The following is a 23,798-nucleotide window of genomic DNA, read 5'->3' as shown; positions in this document are numbered from 1 at the left end:
CCGCTCAGCCCTGGCCGCGACCGGCCCGCAGGGCGCGGCGGCGCGACATGGCGTCCGAGCGCGCGGCGGCCCGCTCGGCGGCGCCGGCCGCCTCGGCCTCGGCCGATTGCGGCTCGGCGGCCGAATTCGCCGCATCCGCCCCGTCCAGATGGCCGGCCAGCGCCTCCAGCGTGGGGAACTGGAAGATGTCGGTGATCGACAGCTTCACGCCCCCGCCAAGCGCCTGCCGGATCTCGCGATGCGCCTGCACCGCCAGCAGCGAATGGCCGCCGAGGGCGAAGAAATTGTCGCGCGCGCCGATCTGCTCGCGGTTGAGGATGCGCGACCAGACCTGCGCGATGGTCGCCTGCACGCCAATCTTCGGCGCCACGAATACATCGCTGCGCGCGGCACTCGCCTCGACCGGGGCGGGCAGCGCCTTGCGGTTCACCTTGCGGTTCGGCGTCAGCGGGAATTCCGGCAGCTTGACCACATGCGCGGGCACCATATGCGGCGGCAGCACCGTCGCCAGATGATCGGTCAGCGCGCCCGTCGCCAGCCAGCTGTCGCCGGTGACATAGGCCACCAGCCGCATGTCGCCGGGCCGGTCCTCGCGCGCCACGACCACGGCCTGGCGCACCCCGGCGAAACCCTCGGCCACGGCCTCGATCTCGCCCAGCTCGATCCGGTAGCCGCGCATCTTCACCTGATGGTCGGCGCGGCCCAGGAATTCCAGCCGCCCATCCGCCTTCCAGCGGACCAGGTCGCCGGTCCGGTACATCCGGCCCGGATGGAACGGGTTCGGCTTGAAACGCTCCTCGGTCAGGTCGTCGCGCTGCCAATAGCCGCGCGCGACGCCCGCCCCGCCGATCCACAATTCGCCCGGCGCGCCGACCGGCAGCGGCCGCATCTGCTCATCCAGCACATAGACCTGGGTATTGGCGATGGGCGTGCCGATGCTGGCCACGGGTTCCGAGGCATCCGCCGTCGCGGTGGTGGACCAGATGGTCGTCTCGGTCGGGCCATACATGTTCTCGATCCCGGCCGGGCTGGCCCTGTTCAGGTCGGCCACCAGCGAACCCGACAGCGCCTCGCCGCCGATCATCAGGTGCCGGACCTTGGCCAGGGCCGCCCGCGCGTCGTCGTTCATCGCGATCATCCGCGCCATCGAGGGCGTGCATTGCAGATGCGTCACGTCATGGCGGCGGATCTGCGCCGCGATCGAGAAATCGTCATGCGCCGGGGCCGTGCCGGCATTGGCGCGGGCCAGGAGTTCGGCCAGGGGACGCAGCCCCTCCAGAACCTGCTCGCGCGGGATGCCGTAATCGATCAGCGCGGCGATTTCGGTCACGCCGATTTCCTTCAGATGCTCGACCCTTGGCAGCATTTCCTCGACGGTGCCGAAGAGGCCGGAATCCTCGAAATAGCGGTGGAAGGCGAATTCCAGGATCGCCTCGTTCTCCTCCTCGGACAGGCTGCCCAGGTCGATCTCCATCGGGTTGGAGACGCCCTGCGGCTTCTTGAAGGCCGGGAAGGCCCAGGCATATTGCTTCACCAGCGCCGCGGCCGAGGCCAGGTAGGACTTCATCGGCCCGCGCGCCACCTCCCGCGCGGTTTCCCGGTCATCGGCCAGATAGCTGTGCAGCATCAGCGTGACGCGGTATTTCGCCGGGTCGCGGCCGCTGTCGCGCAGCGCCTGGTGATAGATGCGGATCTTCTCGCCGACCTCGTCGATGGACTGGCCCAGAAGATGGGTCAGCACATGGGCGCCCATCTCGCCGGCCTCGCGCCAGGTCGCCGGGTTGCCGGCGGTCGTCACCCAGATGTTCAGCTCCTCCGAGACCGGGCGCGGCTGGGTCAGCACATCGACCATCTTGCCGCCGGCCATCGGGAAGGCCACCTTCTCGCCCCGCCACAAGCGGCGCAGGATGTCGATGTCCTTGTACATCGCCGGCTTGTTCGCGGGGGGCGAGTTCTCGGGGCGCAGCACGAAATCCTCGGGATGCCAGCCCGAGGCGATGGCAAGCCCGGTGCGGCCGTTGGTCAGGTTGTCGATCACCGCCCATTCCTCGGCGATGCGGATCGGGTGGTGCAGCGGCGCGACGCAGGACCCTGCCCGCACCTCCAGGTTCTTCGTGACCGCCGCCACCGCCGCGCCGGTGACCGAGGGGTTCGGGTAAGGACCGCCGAAGGCGTGGAAATGCCGCTCGGGCGTCCAGACGGCGCAGAAGCCGTGTTCGTCGGCGAATTTCGCCCCCTCCAGCAGCAGCTGGTATTTCTCGCGCCCGACGCCGTCGTCATTGCCCCAGTAGAACAGGCTGAAATCCATCGGCTTGTCGCTGACCGCCGCCCCGCCCGAGACCAGCGCCCGTTCCGCATCGCCCATCAGCACCAGCCGGAAGCCGCGCGCGAGCGTCCAGAACAGCTCCAGCACCGAGATGTCGAAGGAAAGCGAGGTCACCGCCAGCCAGACCCCGGCCGGATCGTGCTGGATGCGGTCGTCCATGCCGGTGAAGAAATTGGCGACGTTGCGGTGTTCCAGCATCACGCCCTTGGGCCGCCCGGTCGAGCCCGAAGTATAGATCAGGTAAGCCAGGTCCGCGGTGGTCACGCCGCTGTCGGGATTGCCCTCGGGCGCGTCCGCCAGCCGCGCGTCCTGGTCCAGCACCAGCAGCTGCGCGCCATGCGTGGGCAGGCCCTGCGACAGCGCGCTTTCGGTGACGATCACCGGGCAGGCGCTGTCCTCGATATAGAGCGCGATGCGGTCGGCCGGATAGGCCGGGTCCAGCGGCACATAGGCGCCGCCCGCCTTCATGATCGCCAGGGTGCCGATCAGCAGATGCTCGCTGCGGCCGGTATGGATGCCGACCAGCGTGCCCGGCCCCACCCCCATCGCGCGCAGCACATGGGCGGCGCGGTTCGCCCGCGCGTTCAGGTCAGTATAGGTCAGGTGGCGATCCTCGACCGTCAGGGCGACGGCGCCGGGGGTGCGGGCGACCTGGGCTTCGAAGGCCTGATGGATGCAGATGTCGGGGAAATCGGTCTCGCTGCGGTTCCAGCCGTTGACCACCAGGTCGCGCTCGGCCTCCGGCATCGGCGGGATGTCGGCGATCGGCCCGCCCTTGGCGATGGCCGCCGCCAGATGCGCCAGCCGCGCCGCCAGCAGCCCGGCCGAGCCCGCATCCAGCCGCGAGGCGTCGTAATGCAGCCGTCCGCTTTCCGGGGCCAGGGTGACGATGCTGCCCGCGACCGGGGCGTCGCCCGCCGCCGCGACGGCGATCTGCGGCAGCGCGGGGCGGTCGATGGCCGGGTCGCGCAGGGGCAGGTCCAGCGCGAAGGCGGGATGCTTGCGGGCGCGCTCCAGCCGTTCGGCCATCTGGCGGCGCAGGTCCGCGGCATCGGCCTGCGGGTCGATCCGGGCGTCAAGTGGCACCCAGTCGGACAGATAGCCCGGCGCACGCGGCGCGGCGGGATCATGCAGCGCCAGATCGACGGCCTCGCCGCCCGCCAGCGTGCTGGCCAGCAGGGCGGTCGCGGCCAGAAGATCGCCGGCCTCGCCCGGCACCGGCAGGGCTTGCCAGTCGCCCTTGCCCTCGGCATGGTTGGCCAGGGGTAGGCTGGCGGCTGCAAATGATTTCAGCGCCTTGCGCCAGTAACCTTCACCGGGCGCCACGGATGCGACGGCCTGGGTCAGCGCCTGCGCCGCCGCCGCATCGGGCGAGGCGAGCAGCTTGCCCTGAAGCGCGGCCGGGTCGAATTCGCCGCCGTCCAGCGGCTCCAGCCCGGTCAGGCGCAGCGCGCCGTCGGCGAACATCACGGTCGCGCCCTGGCGGCAAGCGGCCAGCACCGTGCCCGGCGCGCCGTAGCCCTCGGCCGGCTCGACGCCGCGCAGGGCGATCACCCGGCCCTCGACCTCGAATTTCGCCAGGGCCAGCGGGTTCGGATAGCTGCCGTGATCCAGCCCGCGGATCAGCCGCGAAGCAACCTCGCGCGAGCCGGTGAAGTCCAGCCGCGCCGCTGCGGCGGGACGGTCGGCGCGGGCATGATAGCCGCGCAGCGACAGGTCCTGCGGCTTGCGCTGCAAGCCCGTCTCGACCTGCCCGATCACCGCGGCAAAGCTGTCGATGGCGGCCTCGAAACAGCGGGTGTTCAGGGTCAGCGTCGTCTCGTCCGTGGCCAGGTCGAACAGGCGCTGTTCCAGGATGTCGCCCTCGTCCACCCCGCCTTCCATCAGGTGCCAGGTGATCCCGTGCCGCCCGTCGCCCTGAAGGATCGCCCAGGCCGGGGTGTTCAGCCCTGCCCGGCGCGGCAGCGGGCCGTCATGGAAGTTGATCGCGCCCTTCGCGGCGCGGCTCAGCAGCGCCTCGGGGACCAGCGACAGGTTGGCGACGCTGAACAGCCAGTCATAGGCCAGATCGCCCGGATCGCGGGTCTGGGGCTGCGGCAGGACGGCGATGCCCTGCCCTTCGGCCCAGGCCGTGATGTCGGGATCGCGGGTCAGGATCGCGGCGATGGCGTGGCCTCGGTCGCGCCATTGCCCCGCACATTGGATCAGCAGGGATTCATTGCCGATGAACAGGGCGGAAAGGGTCATGTCGTCCTCTCGGTGACGGGTTTTGCAAGGCGCGCCGGCGCCGGGTCGATGCCCCGGACCAGCGCGCGGATGTCATGGGCCAGCAGGTCACGCATGTGCCTGCGCGGCCCGTTGCGGGGCGCGTTCCCGATGGCGGCACGAAGCCGGTTGATCGACAGCCCGATGGTCTGCGCCACCGTTGCCGCGATCGCGGAGGCCAATCCGTGATTCTTGCGGAAATACCGCCAGCGGCTGTCGAACCAGTAAGAGGGCGTCCGCCCCCATCCCTTCATCCCCGTCGAGACCGAGCCGATATGGGCCACGCGGCTTTCGGGGACGTAAAGCACCTGCCAGCCCGCGCGCGCGGCGCGCAGGCAGAGATCGGTTTCCTCGAAATAGAGGAAATAACCCTCGTCGAACAAGCCGATGCGGTCCAGCATGTCCTGCCGCATCATCAGGCTGGCGCCGGCGACCCAGTCCATGCGCGCAGGCGCGGCCGGGATCGGCTGCGGGACGACATGGCCGCGCAAGGCCCGCGTGATCGGTCCCAGCTGGGCGCTGCCCTCCAGTTCCGAGGCGACCGAGGGGAAGCGGAAGCAGGTCACATGCGGATCGCCCGCCTCGCCATGGATGAAGCTGCCGGCCATGCCCAGGCGCGGATCGGCCTGCAGATGGCCCAGCAGGATGCGGATCGCATCGGGGGCGGGAAAGGCGTCCGAATTCAGCAGATAGACGAAATCCGGCCGGGCGCCGCCGGGCAGGCCGGCGCGGATGCCGGCATTGTTGCCCGCCCCGAAGCCGCCATTATGGCCCGACTGGATCACCCGCACCCGGTCCCAGCCTCGATCGGCCACCGCCGCACGCAGCTTCTCCTCGGAGCCGTCGCCGCTGTCATTGTCGACGATGGTGATCGCGCCCTCGATGCCCTCCATCGCCGCGACCGCCGCCTCGGCCGAGCGCAGCGTCATGTCGGGCGTGCGCCAGTTGAGGATGACCGTCAGAACCGTCGCCATCGCCCTACTCCGCCGCCTGCGCCAGGGGCCTGTCCAGCCCGGTTTCGGCCTCGGTGATCACCTCGCGCATCCGGGCGGCCATCACCCGGACATTGGGCTCCAGCACCATGCTGTCGTGATCCCCCGGCACCTCGATCACCTGCAGCGCGGGGGCGAAGCGGGTCAGGTCGTTGTCGGGATAGACATATTCCTTCGCCGCGCTGACCCAGCGCCCGCCCGAGACCTTCCAGTGCAGGTCCAGCGGCGGCCGGAACAGCACCACGCGGCCGTCGCGTTTCTGCATGTCATAGCCCGGCAGGGCGGCGCGGAAGGCGGCCTCGATGGCGGTGTTGTGGAACTGGCCGGCGGATTCCGGCGCGGCGCCGGCGCGTTCGCGCTGCTGGCGCTTCCAGTCGGCCCGCGCCTGCATCCATTCGCGCAGATAGCCGGGACCCTTGCGGCGCAGTTCGGCCAGCTTGATCAGCGCCTTGTCCTGTCTGGTCAGCGCCGGACGCATCGGCAGCGGCGTGTCCAGCAGCACGGTCAGCGCCACCTCCTCGCCCTCGGCCTCCAGCTGGCGGGCCATTTCCCAGGCGATCAGCCCGCCGCCCGAGAAACCACCCAGCAGATAGGGACCATGCGGCTGAACCTGCTTCAACTCGGCGATGTAATCCTTTGCCGCATCGACGAAATTGTCATGCGGCTGGTCCTCGCCGAACAGCCCGCGCGCCTGCATCCCGTAAAAGGGCCTGTCGCCACCCAGAAGCTGCGCCAGGTGGCGCAGGTTCAGCACGTTGCCGAACATGCCGGCGACCAGGAAGAAGGGCCGGCGCGGCCCGCCCTCGCCCTGGTGCATCGGCACCAGATGGGTGAAGCGGCGCGCCGGGGCCCTGGGCTTCGGCGCCTCGGCGCCCTCGCCCTCCTGCGGGCCGATGCGGTCCTCGATCAGCGCGGCGCAGGCGGCGATGGTCGGCGCCTCGAACAGGACCGAGATCGGGAAATCCACCGAATAGGTCTTGCGGATCATCGCGAACAGCCGCACGGCGATCAGCGAATGGCCGCCCAGGTCGAAGAAGCTGTCCTCGACCCCGACCTGCCCGACGCCCAGCAATTCCTGCCAGAATCCGACCAGCGTGCGCTCGATCCCGTTCCGCGGCTCGACATAGTCGCTGTCCAGCTGCGGGCGCTCGAAGCCCTGGCGTTCCTCGACCTCCTCGCTGCCCTGCCCGGCCTGCTCGATCAGCTTCGGCAGCGGCATGGAACTGACCGCGACCTGCGAACTGCCCGTGGCCAGCGCGCGCAGGAAACCCTCGGCGCCCTCCTCGGGGCGGATGCCCTGCGACAGGTTGTGCTGCAGCCGCTCCTCGGCCGGGGACAGCTTGCGGTTCTCGGGCTTCGCATCGGGGAAGATCACATCGCGCCTGCCCGAGGCGGCGGCAAAATCCAAAGCGCCATCAAGGCGATGGATGGTAAAGCCGGAAATCTCGATCAGCACGCGGCCGTCGGGATCACTCAGCGTCACGTCGAAGCGCGCGAAGGGATTGTCGGCGCGGTTGTCGCCCGCATTGCGCACCCAGCTGCGGATCTCGCCCGCCAGCGGCGCATGGACCCGGACCGAGCCATAGCTGACCGGCACCCAGAGATGATCGGGCGCATAGCCCTCGATCAGCCCCATCGCCCAGCCCGTCGCCAGGTCCATCAGCGCCGGATGGATCGGCCAGCCCTGCGCCGGTTCCGCGCGGAAGGCGTCGGGCAGCGCCAGTTCCGCCAGCCCCTCGCCCCTGCCATAGGCGCGGCGGCGCAGCACCCGCCAGCGGGGGCCGAAATTCAGATGCTGTTCCTGCGGGCTCCGCAGCCCACCCGGATCGGTTTCGACATTATCACCGCAACGGTCTGAAATAGCTGCAAGGTCGATCGCATCCGCCGCGGGAACGTCGAAGCCGATCTGGGCCTGCGCGTTCAGCTCGTATCCCTTGCGGCCATCCGCGACCGCGTCGCTGCGGATCTGGACGCCGTAACCCTCGTCATTGCGGGCCAGCGACAGGCGCATCTCGCGCGCGGCATCGTCATCGACGGCCAGCGGGCGGAAGAAGAACAGGTCGCGGATCTCGAAGGGGCCGGTCTCGCCATGGGCGCGCAGGGCCTGCGCGATCACGTCCAGATAGCCGGTGCCGGGGATCAGCGCCTGCCCGTCCTTGGTGCGGTGCCCGTCCAGGATCCAGCGCCGCGTGGTCAGGCCGGTGGTGAAGACCCGGTTGCCCTCGGCATCGAATGTCGCCTTGTCCAGCAGGGGAGCGTCGACATCGGTGACGGGGGCGGGGGCGGGCGTGGCGAAGGCCTCGGCGGCCATGCCGACCTCGGCCCAGATGCCCCAGTTCACCGCCGTGACCTGCGTCTTGCCGCCCGCGCGCGACCGGGCCCAGGCGTTCAGGAATTCATTGGCCGCGACATAGTCGATCTGCCCGGCGGGCGCGATCGCGGTCGAGGTCGAGCTGAACACCACGATCCGCCCGACCGAGCCGTCGGGGAAGACCTCGTCCAGCACTTCGGTGCCGTGGACCTTGGGGGCGAAGACGTTTTCCACGCTGGCCGGGGTCTTGGCCAGGATCGGCGCGTCATCGACCACGCCGGCCGCATGGATCACCGCGTCGATGCGGCCGAAACGCGCGATCGCCCGGTCGCGGGCGGCGCTCATGTCCTGCAGGTTGCAGACATCGGCGGTCAGGCACAGCACCTCGGCCCCCGCCGCCTCCAGCCGCCGCACGCCGCGGATCCGCGCGGCAGTCGCGTCATTCGGGGCGGCATTGCGCAGCAGGGCGTCCCATTGCGACGGATCCGGCAAGGCGCGACGGCCGACCAGTACCAGCTTCGCGCCCAGATCGCGGGCCAGGCGTTCGCCCACGGTCAACCCGATGCCGCCGAAACCGCCGGTCAGCAGGCAGACCGCCCCCTGCGGCAGCGCCGGTTCCGCGGTTTCCAGCGGCAATTGCCGCCAGCCCAGCTCATAGCGGCGATCCCCGCGCAGCGCGGCCGAGAGATTGGCGGGATGGGCCAGCATTTCCTCGATCACGCGGTCGGCCAGCGCCTCCCAGGCGGCATCAACGCGGCGGCCTTCGGGCAGGGTCAGGTCCAGGCTGGCGCAGGTCACGCCGGGCAATTCGCGCGGCATCACCCGCAGCGGGCCGGCCACGGTGGCCTTCTCGGGATAGGGCAGCGCCTCGTCGCGGGTCTGCGCGGCGCCGTTGGTCAGGGCCAGCAGATGGATCGGGCGCGGCAGGTTTTCCTCGGCCATGGCCTGGGCCAGGAACATCAGGCTGTAGAAGCCCTGCTCCTGGTTGCGGTGGAAGAAGCTGGAGCCGGGGCGGAAGGTCTCGCCCGCCGTGACCAGCCAGAAATGCGCGATCCGCTGCGGGGCCAGCCCGCTTGCCACCAGCTCATGAATCAGCCGGTCGTAATCCTCGCGCCCGCGCTCGGGCGAGATGGTGAAGCTGTCCTCGCCGGTCTTCGCGAAGATGTCGCCCGCCCGCACCTCGATCACGCGATGGCCGGCGCCGCGCAGCCGGGCGATGGCGCGGGCGGCCAGCCCGGCCTCGTCGGCGAAGACCAGCCATGTGCGCGGCTCGGCCCGGTCCAGTTCGTCGGCCTCGACCTCAGCATCCGCGGCGCGGGGGCGCCAATGCGGCTGCCAGCCCCAGTTCTCGACGCCCTCGACGCGCTCGATCAGCTGTTCCTCGGGCTGCGCGACGGCACGGCCCGGCTCGATGAAATAGCTCTGGCGCTGGAAGGGATAGGTCGGCAGCGGCACGCGGTTGCGCCGCGCCTCGCCCCAGATCGGGGTCCAGTCCACGTCGGCGCCAAGCGCCCAGAGCCGCCCCAGCGTGGCGATGAACCATTCGTCGTCGGGCACGTCATGGTCGGGATGGCGCAAACTTGCCAGCACCTGGTTGGCCGGAACCCCGTTCGCCTGCGCCAGCGAGGCCAGCGCCCGGCCCGGCCCGACTTCCAGATAGACCCGGCATTTATGCTGCGCCAGATGGGCGATGCCGTCGGCGAACATGACCGAATTGCGCAGATGCGCGACCCAGTAATCGGGGCTGGTCGCCTGATCGGTGGTCAGCGGCTGGCCGGTCCGGTTCGAGATCACCGGCAGGCGCGGCGCATTCAGCGTGATGCCGCGCAGATAGTCGCCGAAACGCGACAGGATCGGCTCCAGCATCCGGCTATGGGCGGCGATGTCGATCTGGATGCGCTGCGCCTCGATCTCATCGGCAGCCAGCCGGGCCTGCAGCGCGTCCAGCGCCGATTGCGGACCGGACACCACGCAGAGATCGGGCGCATTGACCGAGGCCATGTCCAGGTCGTCGGCCCAATAGGCCTGCAGCGCCTCCGCCGAGAGCGGCACCGACAGCATCCCCCCCGGCGCGATGGTGTCCATCAACTGGCCGCGCAGATGCACCAGCCCGATGCAATCCTCGAAGCCGATCACCCCGGCCAGGCAGGCGGCGGTATTCTCGCCCATCGAATGGCCGATCAGCGCGGCGGGCTGCGCGCCCCAGCTGATCCACAGCTGCGCCAGCGCATATTCGGTGATCATGATCAGCGGCAATTGCACCGAGGGGCGCTTCAACCGCTCGGCCGCCTCGCCCTCGGCCCCCGCTTCGGGCAGCCACAGCGCGCGCAGGTCATAGTCCAGCCTGGGCGCCAGGTGGTCCAGCCCCTTGTCCATCCATTCGCGGAAGACCGGCTCGGTCTCGTAGAGATCGCGGGCCATGCCGGCATATTGCGCGCCGCCACCGGGGAACATGAAGACCAGTTCCGGGCGCTCGGGCAGGGCCTGATGGGTGAAGATGCTGAAACGGTCGCCCGCCTCCAGCTTGGCGGCGGCGTCCTCGTGGCTGGTCGCGACCAGCACGCGGCGATGCTCGAAGGCGCGGCGGCCCTGTTTCAGCGTCCAGGCCACGTCGGCCAGCGGCTGTTCGGGATGGGCGCGCAGATGGGCGGCCAGGTTGCGGCTGGCCTCGTCCAGCGCCGGTTTGTTGCGCGCCGACAGGACCAGAAGCTGGAACGGCCAGTCGCTTTCCTGCGACGCGGCGCGCTCGGGCGCTTCCTCGACCACGGCATGGGCATTGGTGCCGCCGACGCCCAGGCTGTTGACCCCGGCCCGGCGCGGCGCGCCCTTCAGGCGGGGGAAATCGCTCAGCCGGTCGTTGACGCGGAAGGGCGAGCCGTCGAAATCGATGGCCGGGTTCGGCGCCTCATATCCCAGCGAGGGCGGGATCTGGCCGTGATGCAGCGCCATGCTGACCTTGATCAGGCTGGCCACGCCCGCCGCCGTGTCGGTATGGCCGATATTGGTCTTGACGCTGCCGATGCCGCAGAAGCCGGTCTCTTGCGTGGTCTCGTTGAAGGCCTGGGTCAGCGCCGCGACCTCGATCGGGTCGCCCAGATAGGTGCCGGTGCCGTGGCATTCGACATAGCCGATGGTGTCGGCGGAAACGCCCGCGACGCCATGCGCCTCGGCCACCGCCTTCGCCTGCCCCTCGACGGAAGGCGCCAGATAGCCCGCCTTGGCCGCGCCGTCATTGTTGACCGCCGTGCCGCGCAGCACCGCCCAGACATGATCGCCGTCCGCGATCGCATCCTCCAGCCGGCGCAGCACCACGCAGCCCGCGCCCGAGCCGAAGACCGTGCCCTGCGCGCGGTGATCGAAGGCGTGGCAATGACCGTCGGGCGACAGGATCTCGCCCTCCTCGAACAGATAGCCGCGGGCATGGGGCAGCTCGATGGTCACGCCCCCGGCCAGCGCCATGTCGCATTCGCCGTTCAGAAGCGACTGGCTGGCCTGATGCACGGCGACCAGCGAGGTCGAACAGGCCGTCTGGATCGACAGGCTGGGGCCTTTCAGATCGAAGATATGGCTGACGCGGGTGGACAGGAAATCCTTGTCGTTGCCGGTATGGCGCAGCAGGAACATGCCGGTATTGCGCACCAGGTCGGGATTCGAGCAGATGTTGAAATAGAAATAGCTGCCCATGCCGCAGCCGGCGAAAACCCCGATGGGGCCGCCGAAGTTTTCCGGCACATGACCGGCATCCTCCAGCGCCTCCCAGGCGCATTCCAGGAATTGCCGGTGCTGGGGGTCCATGATCGCGGCCTCTTTCAGCGAGAGGCCGAAGAATTCGGGATCGAAACGCTCGAACCCCTCCAGCACCGAGGCGGCGGGGACGTAGTTCGGCTGGCGGATCCGCGCCGGGCTTTCGCCATTGGCCAGCAATTCCTCGACCGACAGCTTGCGGATCGATTCGATCCCGTCGCGCAGGTTGGTCCAGTAGGTGGCCACGTCCGGCGCGCCGGGCAAATGGGCCGCCATGCCGGTGATCGCAATCGCGCCTTCGGGGATCGCCACGGAATTCTTGTCGACAGTCATTAACCTACCAGCCCCTCGATGCGATTTTCGGTGCGAATTTCGGTCTTCACGGAATGCGCGGATCGAATCGGTATCATCGTTCCGGGATGATCCGGCAACGCGGCGCGAAACGCACCCCGCTGATTAGGCAGAATTTTCTCGAAATACTGCAGATTCTCGTTAACCGGCCGGTTCATATTGGCTACTGCACACATCAAAACAAATCGCAGACATAACGGGTAATTCGCATCCCGCGACAATGGAACCTGACGCTTTGGACAGGTCGGTCCCGAAAAGCCATGTCCCTGCCGCGATCATAACGGTTAACGACGGGCAAGAGAAGCCGAAGCCGGGGCTGCGGCGGGGGCTGTGACAAGCCGTCGCCGCATTGCCCGCATCAGCGGCAATCCCTGGTGGAAAGGGGCAGAACGGGGGCGCCTGATCGCCCCCGCGGAACGGCATCCTGCCCGGTTCGGACCGGCGGACTCGGTCACGCCACGAGGGAGGCGCCCCTCGTGTTGCCGCGGCGATCTGCCGCGCGGGCCGGATGCGAAAGCAGCAGGCGGCGCGCGGCAAGAGCCTGGGCTCAGTTCATTCCCAGGGCTTCCTTGTAGACCTCGAGGATGGCCTCCTGCTCGGCCACCTCGTCCTTGTCCTTCTTGCGAAGGCCGATGATGGTCTTCAGCGCCTTCTGGTCATAGCCGCGCGCCTTGCTTTCGGCATAGACTTCGCGGATCTGCTCGGCGATGTCCTTCTTCTCGGCCTCCAGCTGCTCGATCTGTTCGATGAACTGGCGAAGCTCTGCGGCGGTGACGTTGTACCTGTCTTGTTCGGCAGCCTGATCCATGATGCACCTTACCTCGGGTTTGTTTCTTTCATTCGGCGGCAGCTTGGGCCGTGTCAATCCCGCCGCCTTCACATCGGCGGGCAGCGACGGGCCGGGCATAGGCGCTCTTGTCCCAAGGATCAATCGCCGCTAGGGCAAGGCGCCACCCGCACCAACCACAGGAGCCAGCCATGAGTGTTTTCGAGATCCTGATCTGGGCCGGGGCGGCGATCACCCTGGCGGGGCTGGCGGCGCTGGTCTGGTGCATCGTCACCGTCGCGCGCGCCCGCCGGGCGGGGCTGGACGACGAGGCGCTGCGCCTGAAGATGCGCGGCGTGCTGGCGGTGAACATGGGCGCGCTGGCGGCCTCGATGCTGGGGCTGATGGCGGTGGTCGTGGGGATCCTGCTGGGCCGCTGACATATTCCGCCACTTGAATGTTGACGCATTCATCATTTCGAATATAACTCCTGCCGAACGGACAGGAGGTCACAGATGCAGCCCGAATGGATCGCCAGATTTGCCGGCGGGGTGATGATCGGCGGCGCGGCGGCGCTGTTTCTGCTGCTGAACGGCCGGGTCATGGGCGCCAGCGGCATCCTGGGCGGGCTGATCGACGGCAGCGGGCGCGCGAATGCGGCCGAGCGGCTGGCCTTCCTGGCCGGGCTGGCGGGCCTGCCGGCGCTGCTGGTCTGGACCGGGCTGGGCCGGGCCGCGGCGCCGGTCGCGGGGCCCTGGGTGCTGGTGCTGGCGGGGCTGCTGGTCGGCTTCGGCACGCGGCTGGGCAGCGGCTGCACCTCGGGGCACGGGGTCTGCGGCATCTCGCGCCTGTCGGTGCGCGGGATCGTGGCGACGCTGGTCTATCTGCTGACCGGCGGGCTGGCCGTAATGGCCGCGCGAATGCTGGGCTGGTCCGCATGAGGGGGCTGATCTTCGCCGCGCTGGCAGGCGCCCTGTTCGGGGTCGGGCTGCTGGTCTCGGGGATGACCGACCCGGCGCGGGTGCGCGGCTGGCTGGATGTCTTCGGCGCCTGGGACCCGACACTCGGCTTCGTGCTGACCGGCGCGATCCTCCCCATGGCCGCCGCCTGGCGCATCGCCGCCCGCCGGACGCGCGCCCACACCGGCAGGCCGATGCCAGCGCCCCCCGCCGCGATCATCGACGCAAGGCTTCTGGGCGGCGCGGCGATCTTCGGGCTGGGCTGGGGCCTGTCGGGCCTGTGCCCCGGCCCGGCCATGGCCTCGATCGGCTTCGGGGGCGTGCCGGTGCTGATCTTCCTGGCGGCCATGGTTGCGGGGATGGGGCTGTTCGGGCTAATCCCCCGCAGATGAGAGCATTGATCCAGCGCGTGTCCGAGGCCTCGGTCCTCGTGGAAGGCGAAACCGTCGGCAGCTGCGGGCCGGGGCTGCTGATCCTGGTCTGCGCCATGCGCGGCGACGACGAGGCGGCGGCGGAAAGACTGGCCGCCCGAACCGCCAGGCTGCGGATCTTCCGCGACGACCAGGGGCGGATGAACCGCTCGCTTCTGGATATCGGCGGGGCGGCGCTGGTGGTCAGCCAGTTCACCCTGGCCGCCGATACGCGCAGCGGCAACCGGCCCGGCTTCTCGGCCGCCGCGGCGCCCGAGGAGGGCGAGCGCCTGTATCGGCACTTCGCCGAGGCCCTGCGCGGGCAGGGCGTCACGGTGGGCCTGGGGCGCTTCGGCGCCGAGATGAAGGTGTCGCTGATCAATGACGGTCCGGTGACGATCTGGCTGGACACGGCCGAGCGCGCTTGACTTTGCGCGCCGGATGCCCCATCTGGCGCAGGTCGACGCCCGCTGCCGCGTGAGCAGCCGCGATTTTTCGCCAGAGGCCCGGCACCCTATTTCCAGTTTCCCAATCACGCGGGGAGGCAGCGGGCATCCTGTATCGCACGCCCGCACCCCTGCCACATGCCGCGCTGGCCGCGGCCCCTGCCCTGCTTTCCGATACGGGGAAGGCGGGGGATGAAAGACGCAATGGACAATAACAAACGCCCCCGCCACGCCCGTGGTGGAAAAGCCCGCCCCGCCCCCGCCGCCCTGGCCCCGAATGCCGGCCGCCGGGCGCCCGCGCGCGAACCCCTAGCCACCGGCCCCTTCGCGGATATGGGGATCGACCACCGCATCAACGCCAATATCGCCGCGATGGGCCTGACCCGGCCGACGCCGATCCAGGAACAGGGCATCCCCGCCGTGGTCCAGGGCCGCGACGTGCTGGGCCTGGCGCAGACCGGGACCGGCAAGACCGCCGCCTTCGGCCTGCCGATGCTGACCCGGCTGATCAGATACGGCAAGAAGCCCGAGCCCAGGACCTGCCGCGCGCTGATCCTGGCACCGACGCGGGAACTGGCCACCCAGATCGCCGCCAATATCGACGCCTATGCCGAGGGCACGCCGATCCGCAGCTTCCGCGTCGTCGGCGGCGCCTCGATCAACGTCCAGACCGAGCGGCTGTCGCGCGGCGTCGACGTGCTGATCGCCACGCCCGGCCGGCTGATCGACCTGATCGAGCGCCGCGCCGTGGACCTGCGCGAGACCACCTATCTGGTGCTGGACGAGGCCGACCAGATGCTGGACATCGGCTTCATCCACGCGCTACGCCGCATCGCGAAGATGCTGCCCAGGGAACGCCAGACGCTGCTCTTCTCGGCCACCATGCCGAAGCTGATGTCGGAACTGGCCGATACCTACCTGACCGATCCGGTCCGCGTCGCCGTCAACCCTCCGGGCCAGGCCGCGAAGAAGATCGAGCAGGGCGTGCATTTCGTCACCCAGGGCGACAAGGCGACGCTACTGGCGGAATACCTGGCCAGGCATCCGGGCGAACTGGCGATGGTCTTCGGCCGCACCAAGCACGGCTCGGACAAGCTGGCGCGGCTGCTGGAGAAATGGGGCTTCGCCGTCGCCGCGATCCACGGCAACAAGAGCCAGGGCCAGCGCGAGCGCGCGCTGGAGGCCTTCCGCCGGGGCGACACGCAGGTTCTGGTCGCCACCGACGTGGCGGCGCGCGGGCTGGACATCCCCGAGGTGGCGCATGTCTATAACTACGACCTGCCGAACGTGCCGGAAAACTATGTCCACCGCATCGGCCGCACCGCCCGCGCCGGCCGCGACGGCCGCGCCGTGGCCTTCTGCGCCCCGGCCGAGCTGGGCGAGCTGCGCGCCATCGAGAAGGCGATGAAGGCGCCGATCCCGGTCATCGGCGGCGAGGTGCCCGTAGCGCCGGTCGCGCCGGGCCGGGGGCAGTCCGGGCGCGGCTCGATGGGCGGCAAGCCGATGGACGGCATGGCGAACAAGCGCCCGGCGCGGCGCGCCTCTCGCCGGCCCAAGAGCCAGCGGGGCTGATCCGGGGGGCCGCGTCGGCTTTCTTGGGTATTTGGGCAACGAAGAAGCCGCAGGGATTTTCCTTGCGGCTTCTTTTGTCTTTCAGGCCGCGCGCAGGCGCAGGCGGGGCAGCGACAGGGCGGCGGCCAGCCAGGCCAGCGCGGCGCAGAGCGCGATGGCGGGGACCATGGTGGCGGCGCTGTTGTCGATGAACGGGCTGGTCACGCCGATCATCGCCGCGCCGGTCAGCATCTGGATCGTGCCCCCCAGCGAGGAGGCGAGCCCGGCGATGTCGGGATGCGGGTCCAGCGACATCACCATCGCCGTGGGCATGACCAGCCCGAGGCAGGCATTGGCCAGCAACAGCCCGACGACCACCACCGGCAGCGCGTCGATCCCCAGCGCCACCAGCCCCGACAGCAGCAGCGTCATGGCCAGGAAGCCGGTGATCGCCAGCGAGATCACCCGCTCCATCCCCAGGCGCAGCCCCAGCCTGCCGGCGAATTGCGAGGCCGAGAAGAAGCCCACCGCGTTGATCGCGAAGGCCAGCGAGAAGCCCGTCGGGCTGAGCCCGTATTGCCGCGTATAGACGAAGCTGGCCGTCGCCAGGAACACCAAGAAGCTGGACATGCCGAAGCCGCCGATCATGGTCAGCCCCATGAAGCGCCGGTCGCCCAGCAGCCGGCGCGCGCCGGCCAGCATCGGCGCCAGCCGCACCGGCTGGCGGCGGTCGGGCGGCAGCGTCTCGGGCAGCACGAACAGGATCAGCCCGAGGCTGACCAGCGAGGCCGCGCCCAAGACCGCGAAGATCTCGCGCCAGCCGCCCCAGGCCATGACCAGCGAGCCGGTCAGCGGCGCCAGCATCGGCGAGACCGAGATGACGATCATGATCGCCGCCATCATCCTGGCCGCCGCCGGGCCGGTCGCCATGTCGCGGATCACCGCGCGCGGCACCACCATCAGCGTGGCCGCGCCGAAGCCCTGCACCGCGCGGGCCGCGATCAGCGCGCCGATATTGGGCGCCAGGCTGGCCGCGACGGTCGCCGCCAGGAAGATCGACACGCCCAGCAGCAGCGGCCATTTGCGGCCGATGGCATCCGACATCGGCCCGTAGATCATCTGCGCCAGCCCGAAGGCGATGAAATAGGAGGTCAGGGTCAGCGCCGCATTGGCCTCGGTCGTGGCCAGATCGGCCGCCACTTCGGGCAGCGCGGGAAGATACATGTCGATCGCGAAGGGACCGACGGCGGAAAGAAGGCCCAGAATCAGGGCCATGCGGAACAATGGATCTCGCATCGGAATGCCTGTCAGAAGATGTGGGAAATGGCCGCGCGGAATCGCGCAGAAGGGGATGTCGCCGCCGCCAGGGCCGCGCTTCTGCCACGAAAGCATTCCTGCGGCAAGCCGTCGCAGCGGGGCACGGGCGGAAATCCGCCCTTCGCGCGATCTTGCGACGGACGCGGGGCGCGGCTATCCCGCGCGCATGGCCAAGCTCTACTTCCATTACTCGACGATGAACGCGGGCAAGAGCACCTTGCTGCTGCAGGCGTCCTACAACTATCGCGAACGCGGGATGCGCACGCTGCTGCTGACCGCCGCGCTGGACGACCGCGCGGGCATGGGCCGCATCGCCAGCCGCATCGGCATCGCCGACGAGGCGCTGACCTTCGGGGAGGGCGACGACCTTCTGGCGCTGGTCGGCGCGCAGGGCGCGGGCTGCGCCTGCATCTTCGTCGACGAGGCGCAGTTCCTGACCCGCGACCAGGTCTGGCAGCTGGCCCGCGTGGCCGACGACCTGGCCATCCCGGTCATGTGCTACGGGCTGCGCGTCGATTTCCGCGGCGAGCTGTTTCCCGGTTCGGCGGCGCTTCTGGCGCTGGCCGACGACCTGCGCGAGGTGCGCACCATCTGCCATTGCGGGCGCAAGGCGACGATGGTCATCCGCCGGGACCAGGACGGAGCGGCGATCACCGAGGGCGCGCAGGTGCAGGTGGGCGGCAACGAGACCTATGTCTCGCTCTGCCGCCGCCACTGGCGCGAGGCGGTGGGGCGACAAGCCCGCGCGTCAACCTTTCGTTGACAAATTCGCGTTAGCCTTGTGCGGCGGCCGGGCTATGCGTTGCGGCAGGACGGGCCATGCTGTAACCATCGGTGGCAAACGGGCAAGGGAACAGAAATGCGCGCCATCCTGCTTCGGCTTCTTGCGGTCCTCTGTCTGGCCGCGCCGGCACAAGCCTTCGAAACCACTGCCACCTCGGCCTGGGTCTATGATGTCGAGACCGGGACGGTGCTGATGGAAAAGAACGCCGACCAGCCGATTCCGCCCGCCTCGATGTCGAAGCTGATGACGCTCTACATGCTGTTCGAGGCGCTGGAGAACGGGCGGCTGTCGCTGGACGACACGCTGCCGGTCTCGACCAAGGCCTGGCGGATGGGCGGCTCGAAGATGTTCCTGGAGCCGCGCGACACGCCGACCGTGGACGAGCTGATCAAGGGCATCATCGTGCTGTCGGGCAACGATGCCTGCGTCGTGGTGGCCGAGCATCTGGCCGGGACCGAAGAAGCCTTCGCCCGCCAGATGACCGAGCGCGGCCGCCAGATCGGGCTGACCCATTCGGTCTTCAAGAACTCGACCGGCTGGCCCGACCCCGAACACCGCATGTCGGCCGAGGACATGGGCCTGGTCGCGCTGCGCCTGATCGAGGATTTCCCCCAGTATTACGGCGATTTCGCGTTGACCGAATTCCGTTACGGCGACCGCGTGCCCTCGAACCGCTTCAACCGCAACCCGATCCTGCGGCAGGGAATCGGCGCCGACGGGCTGAAGACCGGCCATACGCAGGAAGCCGGCTACGGGCTGGTGGGGTCCGCCGTCCAGGACGGGCGGCGGGTGATCTTCGTCATCACCGGCCTGGCCACCGAGACCGCGCGGGCCGAGGAATCCGAGCGGATCGTGAACTGGGCCTTTCGCCAGTTCACCATGAAGACGCTGGTGCCCGCCGGCGAGACCGTGGTCGAGGCGCCGGTCTGGCTGGGCACGCAGTCGCGCGTCGGGCTGACCACGGAAAACGGCGTGCGCGTGCTGGTCCCGGCGGGGGCCGAGGACCAGGTCACGGTCGAGGCGGTCTATGACAGCCCCCTGCCCGCCCCCATCGCCCAGGGCGAGGCGCTTGGCCGGCTGGTCGTCACCATCCCCGGCACGCGCGAGGCGGTCACGCCGCTGGTCGCCAATGCCTCGGTGGCGGAATCGAACTTCCTGGGCCGGATCAAGGGCGCGGTGATGCGGCTTGGCCAGAAGGCCATGCTGGCCTCCGGCATCTGATGTTCATCAGCTTCGAGGGCATCGACGGCTGCGGCAAGTCCACCCAGGCCCGACTGCTGGCCGAGAGCCTGCGCACTGACGGCCGCGACGTGCTGCTGACGCGCGAGCCCGGCGGCAGCCCCGGCGCCGAGGAGATCCGCCGCCTGCTGGTCGAGGGCGCGGGCGAGCGCTGGTCGCCCGAGACCGAATGCCTGCTGTTCACCGCCGCGCGGCGCGACCACCTGGAACGCGCGATCCGCCCGGCGCTGGCCGAGGGCCGGGTGGTCGTCACCGACCGCTTCGCCGATTCGACCCGCGTCTATCAGGGCGCGGCGCGCGGCGATCTGCGCGGGCTGGTGGACGATCTGCACCGGCTGATGATCGCGGTCGAGCCCGACCGCACCTTCGTCATCGACATCGACCCCGCCACCGCTTTGGCCCGTGGCGCCGCGCGCGGCGGCTCCGAGGATCGTTTCGAAAGCCTGGGCCTGGGCTTCCAGCAGCGGCTGGCCGACGGCTTCCGGGCGCTGGCCGGCGAATATCCCGGCCGGGTGCGGCTGATCGACGGCAGCGGCACGCCCGATGAGGTCGCGCTGCGGGTGCGCGCCGCGCTATGACCGATCCCGAGGATATTCCCGAACCCGACCGCGTGCCCGGCGCGCCCCATCCGCGCCACAGCCCGCGCGTCATCGGCCAGGACGGCGCCATCGCCGAATTCGTGGATGCCGCGCGCGGCGGGCGGCTGCATCACGGCTGGCTGCTGACCGGCCCGCGCGGCACCGGCAAGGCGACGCTGGCCTGGGCCATCGCGCGCTGGCTGCTGTCGGGCATGGCGGGCGACGACCTCTCGGTCCCCGAGGACGCGCCCGAAGCCCGCCGCGTCAGCGCGCTGTCCGAGCCGCGCCTGCAGCTGATCCGCCGCCCCTGGGACGACAAGGCCGGCCGCCTGCGCGCCGAGATCACCGTGGACGAGATCCGCAGGCTGCTGTCCTTCTTCCACCTGTCGTCGGCCGAGGGCGGCCACCGCATCGCCATCATCGACGCCGCCGACGAGTTGAACACCGCCGCCGCCAATGCCCTGCTGAAGGTGCTGGAGGAACCGCCGAAGGACGCGCTGATCCTGCTGGTCGCGCATCAGCCCGCCCGGCTGCTGCCGACGATCCGCTCGCGCTGCCGGACGCTGCGGCTGGCGCCCCTGGCCCCCGCGCAGATGACCCGGGTGCTGGCCGGCATGGGCATCGACGAGGATGCCGAGGCGCTGGCGGCGCTGTCCGACGGCTCGGTCGGCGAGGCGCTGCGGCTGGCCGGGCAGGACGGGCTGGCGCGCTATCAGCAGATCGTGGACGTCTTCGCCACCCTGCCCCGGCTGGACCGGCTGGCGGCGGCGAAACTGGCCGAGGGCGCGGCGGGCCGGGCGGGCGCCGACGGCGATCCCTTCGACCTGACCATCACGCTGCTGGACCGCTTCCTGACCCGCACCGCGCGGGCCGGGCTGATGGGCGCGCCGCTGCCCCAGGCGGCGCGCGGCGAGGGCGCGCTGATGGCGCGGATCTCGCCCGACGACCTGGCGGCGCGGGAATGGGCCGGCGCGCAGGCCCGGCTGTCGGCGCGGGCGCGCGCGGGCCGGGCGGTCAACCTTGACCCTTCCGCGCTGGTGATGGATATGCTGGTCGAGCTGGCGCATCTGCCGCCCGCCCGATCCGCCCCACCTGCCAGAAACTGATCCCCAGAAGAGCCAATCCATGACCGAAGCGGCCGCCCTTCCGCCGATTGTCGACAGCCATTGCCATCTGGATTTCCCGGATTTCGACGGCGAACATGCCGATCTGATCGCCCGCGCCCGCACCGCCGGGGTGACGCGCATGGTCACGATCTGCACCCGGCTGCGGCAGGAACCGCAGGTCCGCGCCCTGGCCGAACGCTTCGAGGGCCTGTTCTACGCCGCCGGCACCCATCCGATGAGCGTCGCCGAGGAACCCATGGCCGGCGTCGAGGAACTTGTGGCCCTCTCCGCCCATCCGAAATTCGTCGGCATCGGCGAGACCGGGCTGGACTATCACTACACCGCCGACAGCGCGGCGGCGCAGCAGGAAAGCCTGCGCATCCATATCGAGGCCGCGCGCCGCACCCGCCTGCCGCTGATCATCCATGCCCGCGACGCCGACCGCGACATGGCGCGCATCCTCTCTGATGAACATCGCGCCGGCGCCTATCCCTGCGTGCTGCATTGCTTCACCTCGGGCGCGGAACTGGCGCGGGTGGCGCTGGAGCTGGGCTTCTACCTGTCGATGTCGGGGATCGCCGCCTTCCCGCGCTCGACCGAGCTGCGCGATATCTTCGCCGCCGCCCCCGCCGACCGCATCCTAGTCGAGACCGACAGCCCCTATCTGGCCCCGCCCCCCCATCGCGGCCGCCGCAACGAGCCCGCCTATGTCGCGAAGACCGCCGAGGTCGGCGCCGGGCTGTTCGGCATGGATTACGCCGCCTTCGCACGCCAGACCTCCGAGAATTTCGACCGCCTGTTCTGGAAGGCCGCCGCGCCGCAGGGGGGGCCGGCATGATCCGCGCCACCATCCTCGGCTGCGGGTCCTCGGGGGGCGTGCCGAGGCTGGGCAACCGCTGGGGCGCCTGCGACCCGTCCAATCCGAAGAACCGCCGCCGCCGCTGCTCGCTTCTGGTCGAGCGCGCGGGTCCGCAGGGCGTCACCCAGGTGCTGATCGACAGCGGCCCCGACCTGGTGCCGCAACTGCTGGACGCCAATGTCGCGACGCTGGACGCAGTGGTCTATACCCATCCCCATGCCGATCATGTCCATGGCATCGACGACCTGCGACAGCTGGTCTTCAACGCCAGTCGCAAGATGCCGCTCTGGGCCGACCGGCAGACCGCCGACGCCCTGCTCCAGCGCTTCCGCTATGTCTTCGAGGCGCCCGAGGGCTCTCCCTATCCACCGATCTGCGATTTGCAGCTGATCGAGGGGCCGGTCACCGTGGACGGGCCCGGCGGCGCCATCACCTTCCAGCCGTTCCGCGTCCAGCATGGCGACATCACCGCGCTCGGCTTCCGCATCGGCGGGCTGGTCTACCTGCCCGACGTCTCGCAGATCCCCGAGGAGGCCTGGCCGCTGATCGAGGGCGCGCACAGCTTCATCTGCGACGCGCTGCGACCCGAACCCCATCCCAGCCATGCCCATCTGGCGCTGGCGCTGGACTGGATCGCGCGCTCGGGCTGCCAGCGGGCGATCATCACGAACATGCATATCGACATGGATTACGACCAGGTCATGGCCGCGACGCCGCCCCATGTCATCCCCGCCCATGACGGCCTGGTGCTCACGGTGCCCCTGCCGGTTTCCGCCCCCGACCCCGCCCGGACATGAGCGCGCTTTTCGACATCATCCTGCCGGTCTTCCTGGTCGTCGGCTTCGGCTATCTGGTCAGCTGGCGCGGCTGGCTGTCGGACTCCGCGGTGGACGGGCTGATGCGCTTCGCCCAGAACTTCGCGGTGCCGACGCTGCTCTTCGCCTCGATGGCCCGGCTGGACCTGGGCAGCGAGTTCCGCGCGGCGCTGCTGATCCCCTTCTATACCGGCGCCTTCGCCGCCTTCGCCGCCGGCTGGGCGGGCGCGCGCTGGCTGTTCCGGCGCAGCCTGACCGACAGCGTGGCGATCGGCTTCGCCTGCCTGTTCTCGAACTCGCTGCTGCTGGGCATCCCGATCACCGAACGCGCCTTCGGGACCGAGGCGCTGGCCGGCAACTGGGCGATCATCGCCATCCATTCGCCGCTGCTCTACACCTTCGGCATCACCGCGATGGAATTCGCGCGTGCGCATGGCAACGGCCAGGCCATCGGCCATGTCGCGCTGCGGGCGCTGACCGGGGTGCTGCGCACGCCGCTGGTGATCGGCATCCTGGCCGGGCTGGCCATGAACCTGCTGACCCATGCCGGGCTGGTCATGCCCGCGGCCTTCTGGGACGCCGCCGACATGATCGCGCGATCCGCCCTGCCCGCGGCGCTCTTTGGCCTGGGCGGCGTGCTGCTCCGCTATCGCCCGGAAGGCGACATGGCCACCATCGCCATGTGCTGCGCCATCTCGCTGGTGCTGCACCCGGCCATCGCCTTCGGGCTGGGCCACCTGTTCGGACTGGACGCCGCCGGGCTGCGCTCGGCGGTCATCACGGCGGCGATGGCGCCGGGGGTCAATGCCTATCTCTTCGCCAATATCTACGGCGCCGCCCGCCGCGTCGCCGCCTCGACGGTGCTGATCGGCACCGCCGCCTCGGTCGTCTCGATCTGGATCTGGCTGGCCATCCTGCCCTGACGAGCACCCCCAGGATCCCGCCCCCCTCCCTCGCACTCCTTCCAAATACCTTCGGG

At 69.9% G+C, this 23,798-nt stretch carries 17 protein-coding genes; 12 read left to right on the top strand and 5 right to left on the bottom strand.

Annotated features, from left to right (window positions below):
- Positions 1 to 4: 4 nt before the first annotated feature.
- The 4 genes from C9E82_RS09535 to C9E82_RS09520 form a co-directional block, all read right to left on the bottom strand.
- Positions 5 to 4,573 (bottom strand): MupA/Atu3671 family FMN-dependent luciferase-like monooxygenase, encoded by a 4,569-nt coding sequence (locus C9E82_RS09535; RefSeq protein WP_119897465.1) that lies wholly within the window; start codon positions 4,571 to 4,573, stop codon positions 5 to 7.
- The gene (locus C9E82_RS09530; protein WP_119897466.1) at positions 4,570 to 5,565 is read right to left on the bottom strand and encodes a glycosyltransferase; all 996 of its coding nucleotides are present in this window, start codon (positions 5,563 to 5,565) and stop codon (positions 4,570 to 4,572) included. The genes C9E82_RS09535 and C9E82_RS09530 overlap by 4 nt, the downstream gene beginning before the upstream one ends.
- A 4-nt stretch (positions 5,566 to 5,569) precedes the next feature.
- Positions 5,570 to 11,971 (bottom strand): type I polyketide synthase, encoded by a 6,402-nt coding sequence (locus C9E82_RS09525; RefSeq protein ID WP_119897467.1) that lies wholly within the window; start codon positions 11,969 to 11,971, stop codon positions 5,570 to 5,572.
- A 565-nt stretch (positions 11,972 to 12,536) separates the two neighbouring features.
- Positions 12,537 to 12,797 carry a DUF2312 domain-containing protein gene (locus C9E82_RS09520; RefSeq protein ID WP_119897476.1) on the bottom strand — a complete coding sequence of 87 codons (261 nt, stop codon included), beginning with the start codon at positions 12,795 to 12,797 and terminating at the stop codon, positions 12,537 to 12,539.
- 170 nt (positions 12,798 to 12,967) lie between these two features.
- Between C9E82_RS09520 and C9E82_RS09515 the strand changes: the two genes are divergently transcribed.
- From C9E82_RS09515 to C9E82_RS09495, 5 genes are all read left to right on the top strand, one after another.
- On the top strand, positions 12,968 to 13,195 hold the full coding sequence (locus C9E82_RS09515) for a hypothetical protein (RefSeq protein WP_119897468.1): 228 nt from the start codon (positions 12,968 to 12,970) through the stop codon (positions 13,193 to 13,195).
- A gap of 75 nt (positions 13,196 to 13,270) precedes the next feature.
- Positions 13,271 to 13,696 carry a YeeE/YedE family protein gene (locus tag C9E82_RS09510; protein ID WP_119897469.1) on the top strand — a complete coding sequence of 142 codons (426 nt, stop codon included), beginning with the start codon at positions 13,271 to 13,273 and terminating at the stop codon, positions 13,694 to 13,696.
- Positions 13,693 to 14,106, top strand: a complete 414-nt coding sequence (locus C9E82_RS09505) for a DUF6691 family protein (RefSeq protein ID WP_119897470.1) — start codon at positions 13,693 to 13,695, stop codon at positions 14,104 to 14,106. Before C9E82_RS09510 ends, C9E82_RS09505 begins: the two co-directional genes overlap by 4 nt.
- The gene (dtd, locus tag C9E82_RS09500) at positions 14,103 to 14,552 is read left to right on the top strand and encodes a D-aminoacyl-tRNA deacylase (protein ID WP_119897471.1); all 450 of its coding nucleotides are present in this window, start codon (positions 14,103 to 14,105) and stop codon (positions 14,550 to 14,552) included. The genes C9E82_RS09505 and dtd overlap by 4 nt, the downstream gene beginning before the upstream one ends.
- Positions 14,553 to 14,774: 222 nt before the next feature.
- On the top strand, positions 14,775 to 16,142 hold the full coding sequence (locus C9E82_RS09495; RefSeq protein WP_425325175.1) for a DEAD/DEAH box helicase: 1,368 nt from the start codon (positions 14,775 to 14,777) through the stop codon (positions 16,140 to 16,142).
- A gap of 81 nt (positions 16,143 to 16,223) precedes the next feature.
- On the opposite strand, the gene C9E82_RS09490 is transcribed toward C9E82_RS09495, so the two are convergent.
- Positions 16,224 to 17,417: a multidrug effflux MFS transporter gene (locus tag C9E82_RS09490; RefSeq protein ID WP_119901029.1), complete on the bottom strand. Its 1,194-nt coding sequence runs from the start codon at positions 17,415 to 17,417 to the stop codon at positions 16,224 to 16,226.
- A gap of 187 nt (positions 17,418 to 17,604) precedes the next feature.
- Here C9E82_RS09490 and C9E82_RS09485 point away from each other — a divergent pair, with 187 nt between their 5' ends.
- The 7 genes from C9E82_RS09485 to C9E82_RS09455 all read left to right on the top strand — a co-directional run bounded on the left by C9E82_RS09485 (position 17,605) and on the right by C9E82_RS09455 (position 23,742).
- Positions 17,605 to 18,201 carry a thymidine kinase gene (locus C9E82_RS09485; protein WP_119901027.1) on the top strand — a complete coding sequence of 199 codons (597 nt, stop codon included), beginning with the start codon at positions 17,605 to 17,607 and terminating at the stop codon, positions 18,199 to 18,201.
- 96 nt (positions 18,202 to 18,297) lie between these two features.
- Positions 18,298 to 19,443 carry a D-alanyl-D-alanine carboxypeptidase family protein gene (locus C9E82_RS09480; RefSeq protein WP_119901026.1) on the top strand — a complete coding sequence of 382 codons (1,146 nt, stop codon included), beginning with the start codon at positions 18,298 to 18,300 and terminating at the stop codon, positions 19,441 to 19,443.
- A complete protein-coding gene (tmk, locus tag C9E82_RS09475; RefSeq protein ID WP_119901025.1) occupies positions 19,443 to 20,039 on the top strand; it encodes a dTMP kinase in 597 nt (198 codons plus the stop codon). The genes C9E82_RS09480 and tmk overlap by 1 nt, the downstream gene beginning before the upstream one ends.
- Positions 20,036 to 21,145: a DNA polymerase III subunit delta' gene (locus tag C9E82_RS09470; protein ID WP_122449252.1), complete on the top strand. Its 1,110-nt coding sequence runs from the start codon at positions 20,036 to 20,038 to the stop codon at positions 21,143 to 21,145. The genes tmk and C9E82_RS09470 overlap by 4 nt, the downstream gene beginning before the upstream one ends.
- A gap of 19 nt (positions 21,146 to 21,164) precedes the next feature.
- Positions 21,165 to 21,983 carry a TatD family hydrolase gene (locus C9E82_RS09465; RefSeq protein WP_122449251.1) on the top strand — a complete coding sequence of 273 codons (819 nt, stop codon included), beginning with the start codon at positions 21,165 to 21,167 and terminating at the stop codon, positions 21,981 to 21,983.
- A complete protein-coding gene (locus C9E82_RS09460) occupies positions 21,980 to 22,801 on the top strand; it encodes an MBL fold metallo-hydrolase (protein WP_122449250.1) in 822 nt (273 codons plus the stop codon). Before C9E82_RS09465 ends, C9E82_RS09460 begins: the two co-directional genes overlap by 4 nt.
- The gene (locus tag C9E82_RS09455; protein WP_119901258.1) at positions 22,798 to 23,742 is read left to right on the top strand and encodes an AEC family transporter; all 945 of its coding nucleotides are present in this window, start codon (positions 22,798 to 22,800) and stop codon (positions 23,740 to 23,742) included. Before C9E82_RS09460 ends, C9E82_RS09455 begins: the two co-directional genes overlap by 4 nt.
- Positions 23,743 to 23,798: the final 56 nt, after the last annotated feature.

This window comes from Paracoccus sigandri (assembly GCF_003709565.1).
GTDB classification, from domain to species: domain Bacteria; phylum Pseudomonadota; class Alphaproteobacteria; order Rhodobacterales; family Rhodobacteraceae; genus Paracoccus; species Paracoccus siganidrum.
This window is presented reverse-complemented; position numbering and strand designations above follow the sequence as displayed.

What these genes read in the sequence shown, in the direction of transcription:
- C9E82_RS09465 (WP_122449251.1), top strand. Translation starts at nt 21,165, where the DNA reads ATGACCGAAGCGGCCGCCCTTCCGCCGATTGTCGACAGCCATTGCCAT.
- C9E82_RS09480 (WP_119901026.1), top strand. Translation starts at nt 18,298, where the DNA reads ATGCGCGCCATCCTGCTTCGGCTTCTTGCGGTCCTCTGTCTGGCCGCG.
- C9E82_RS09485 (WP_119901027.1), top strand. Translation starts at nt 17,605, where the DNA reads ATGGCCAAGCTCTACTTCCATTACTCGACGATGAACGCGGGCAAGAGC.
- C9E82_RS09530 (WP_119897466.1), bottom strand. Translation starts at nt 5,565, where the DNA reads ATGGCGACGGTTCTGACGGTCATCCTCAACTGGCGCACGCCCGACATG.
- C9E82_RS09505 (WP_119897470.1), top strand. Translation starts at nt 13,693, where the DNA reads ATGAGGGGGCTGATCTTCGCCGCGCTGGCAGGCGCCCTGTTCGGGGTC.
- C9E82_RS09515 (WP_119897468.1), top strand. Translation starts at nt 12,968, where the DNA reads ATGAGTGTTTTCGAGATCCTGATCTGGGCCGGGGCGGCGATCACCCTG.
- C9E82_RS09520 (WP_119897476.1), bottom strand. Translation starts at nt 12,797, where the DNA reads ATGGATCAGGCTGCCGAACAAGACAGGTACAACGTCACCGCCGCAGAG.
- C9E82_RS09495 (WP_425325175.1), top strand. Translation starts at nt 14,775, where the DNA reads ATGGACAATAACAAACGCCCCCGCCACGCCCGTGGTGGAAAAGCCCGC.
- dtd (WP_119897471.1), top strand. Translation starts at nt 14,103, where the DNA reads ATGAGAGCATTGATCCAGCGCGTGTCCGAGGCCTCGGTCCTCGTGGAA.
- C9E82_RS09510 (WP_119897469.1), top strand. Translation starts at nt 13,271, where the DNA reads ATGCAGCCCGAATGGATCGCCAGATTTGCCGGCGGGGTGATGATCGGC.
- C9E82_RS09460 (WP_122449250.1), top strand. Translation starts at nt 21,980, where the DNA reads ATGATCCGCGCCACCATCCTCGGCTGCGGGTCCTCGGGGGGCGTGCCG.
- C9E82_RS09525 (WP_119897467.1), bottom strand. Translation starts at nt 11,971, where the DNA reads ATGACTGTCGACAAGAATTCCGTGGCGATCCCCGAAGGCGCGATTGCG.
- C9E82_RS09470 (WP_122449252.1), top strand. Translation starts at nt 20,036, where the DNA reads ATGACCGATCCCGAGGATATTCCCGAACCCGACCGCGTGCCCGGCGCG.
- C9E82_RS09535 (WP_119897465.1), bottom strand. Translation starts at nt 4,573, where the DNA reads ATGACCCTTTCCGCCCTGTTCATCGGCAATGAATCCCTGCTGATCCAA.
- C9E82_RS09490 (WP_119901029.1), bottom strand. Translation starts at nt 17,417, where the DNA reads ATGCGAGATCCATTGTTCCGCATGGCCCTGATTCTGGGCCTTCTTTCC.
- tmk (WP_119901025.1), top strand. Translation starts at nt 19,443, where the DNA reads ATGTTCATCAGCTTCGAGGGCATCGACGGCTGCGGCAAGTCCACCCAG.
- C9E82_RS09455 (WP_119901258.1), top strand. Translation starts at nt 22,798, where the DNA reads ATGAGCGCGCTTTTCGACATCATCCTGCCGGTCTTCCTGGTCGTCGGC.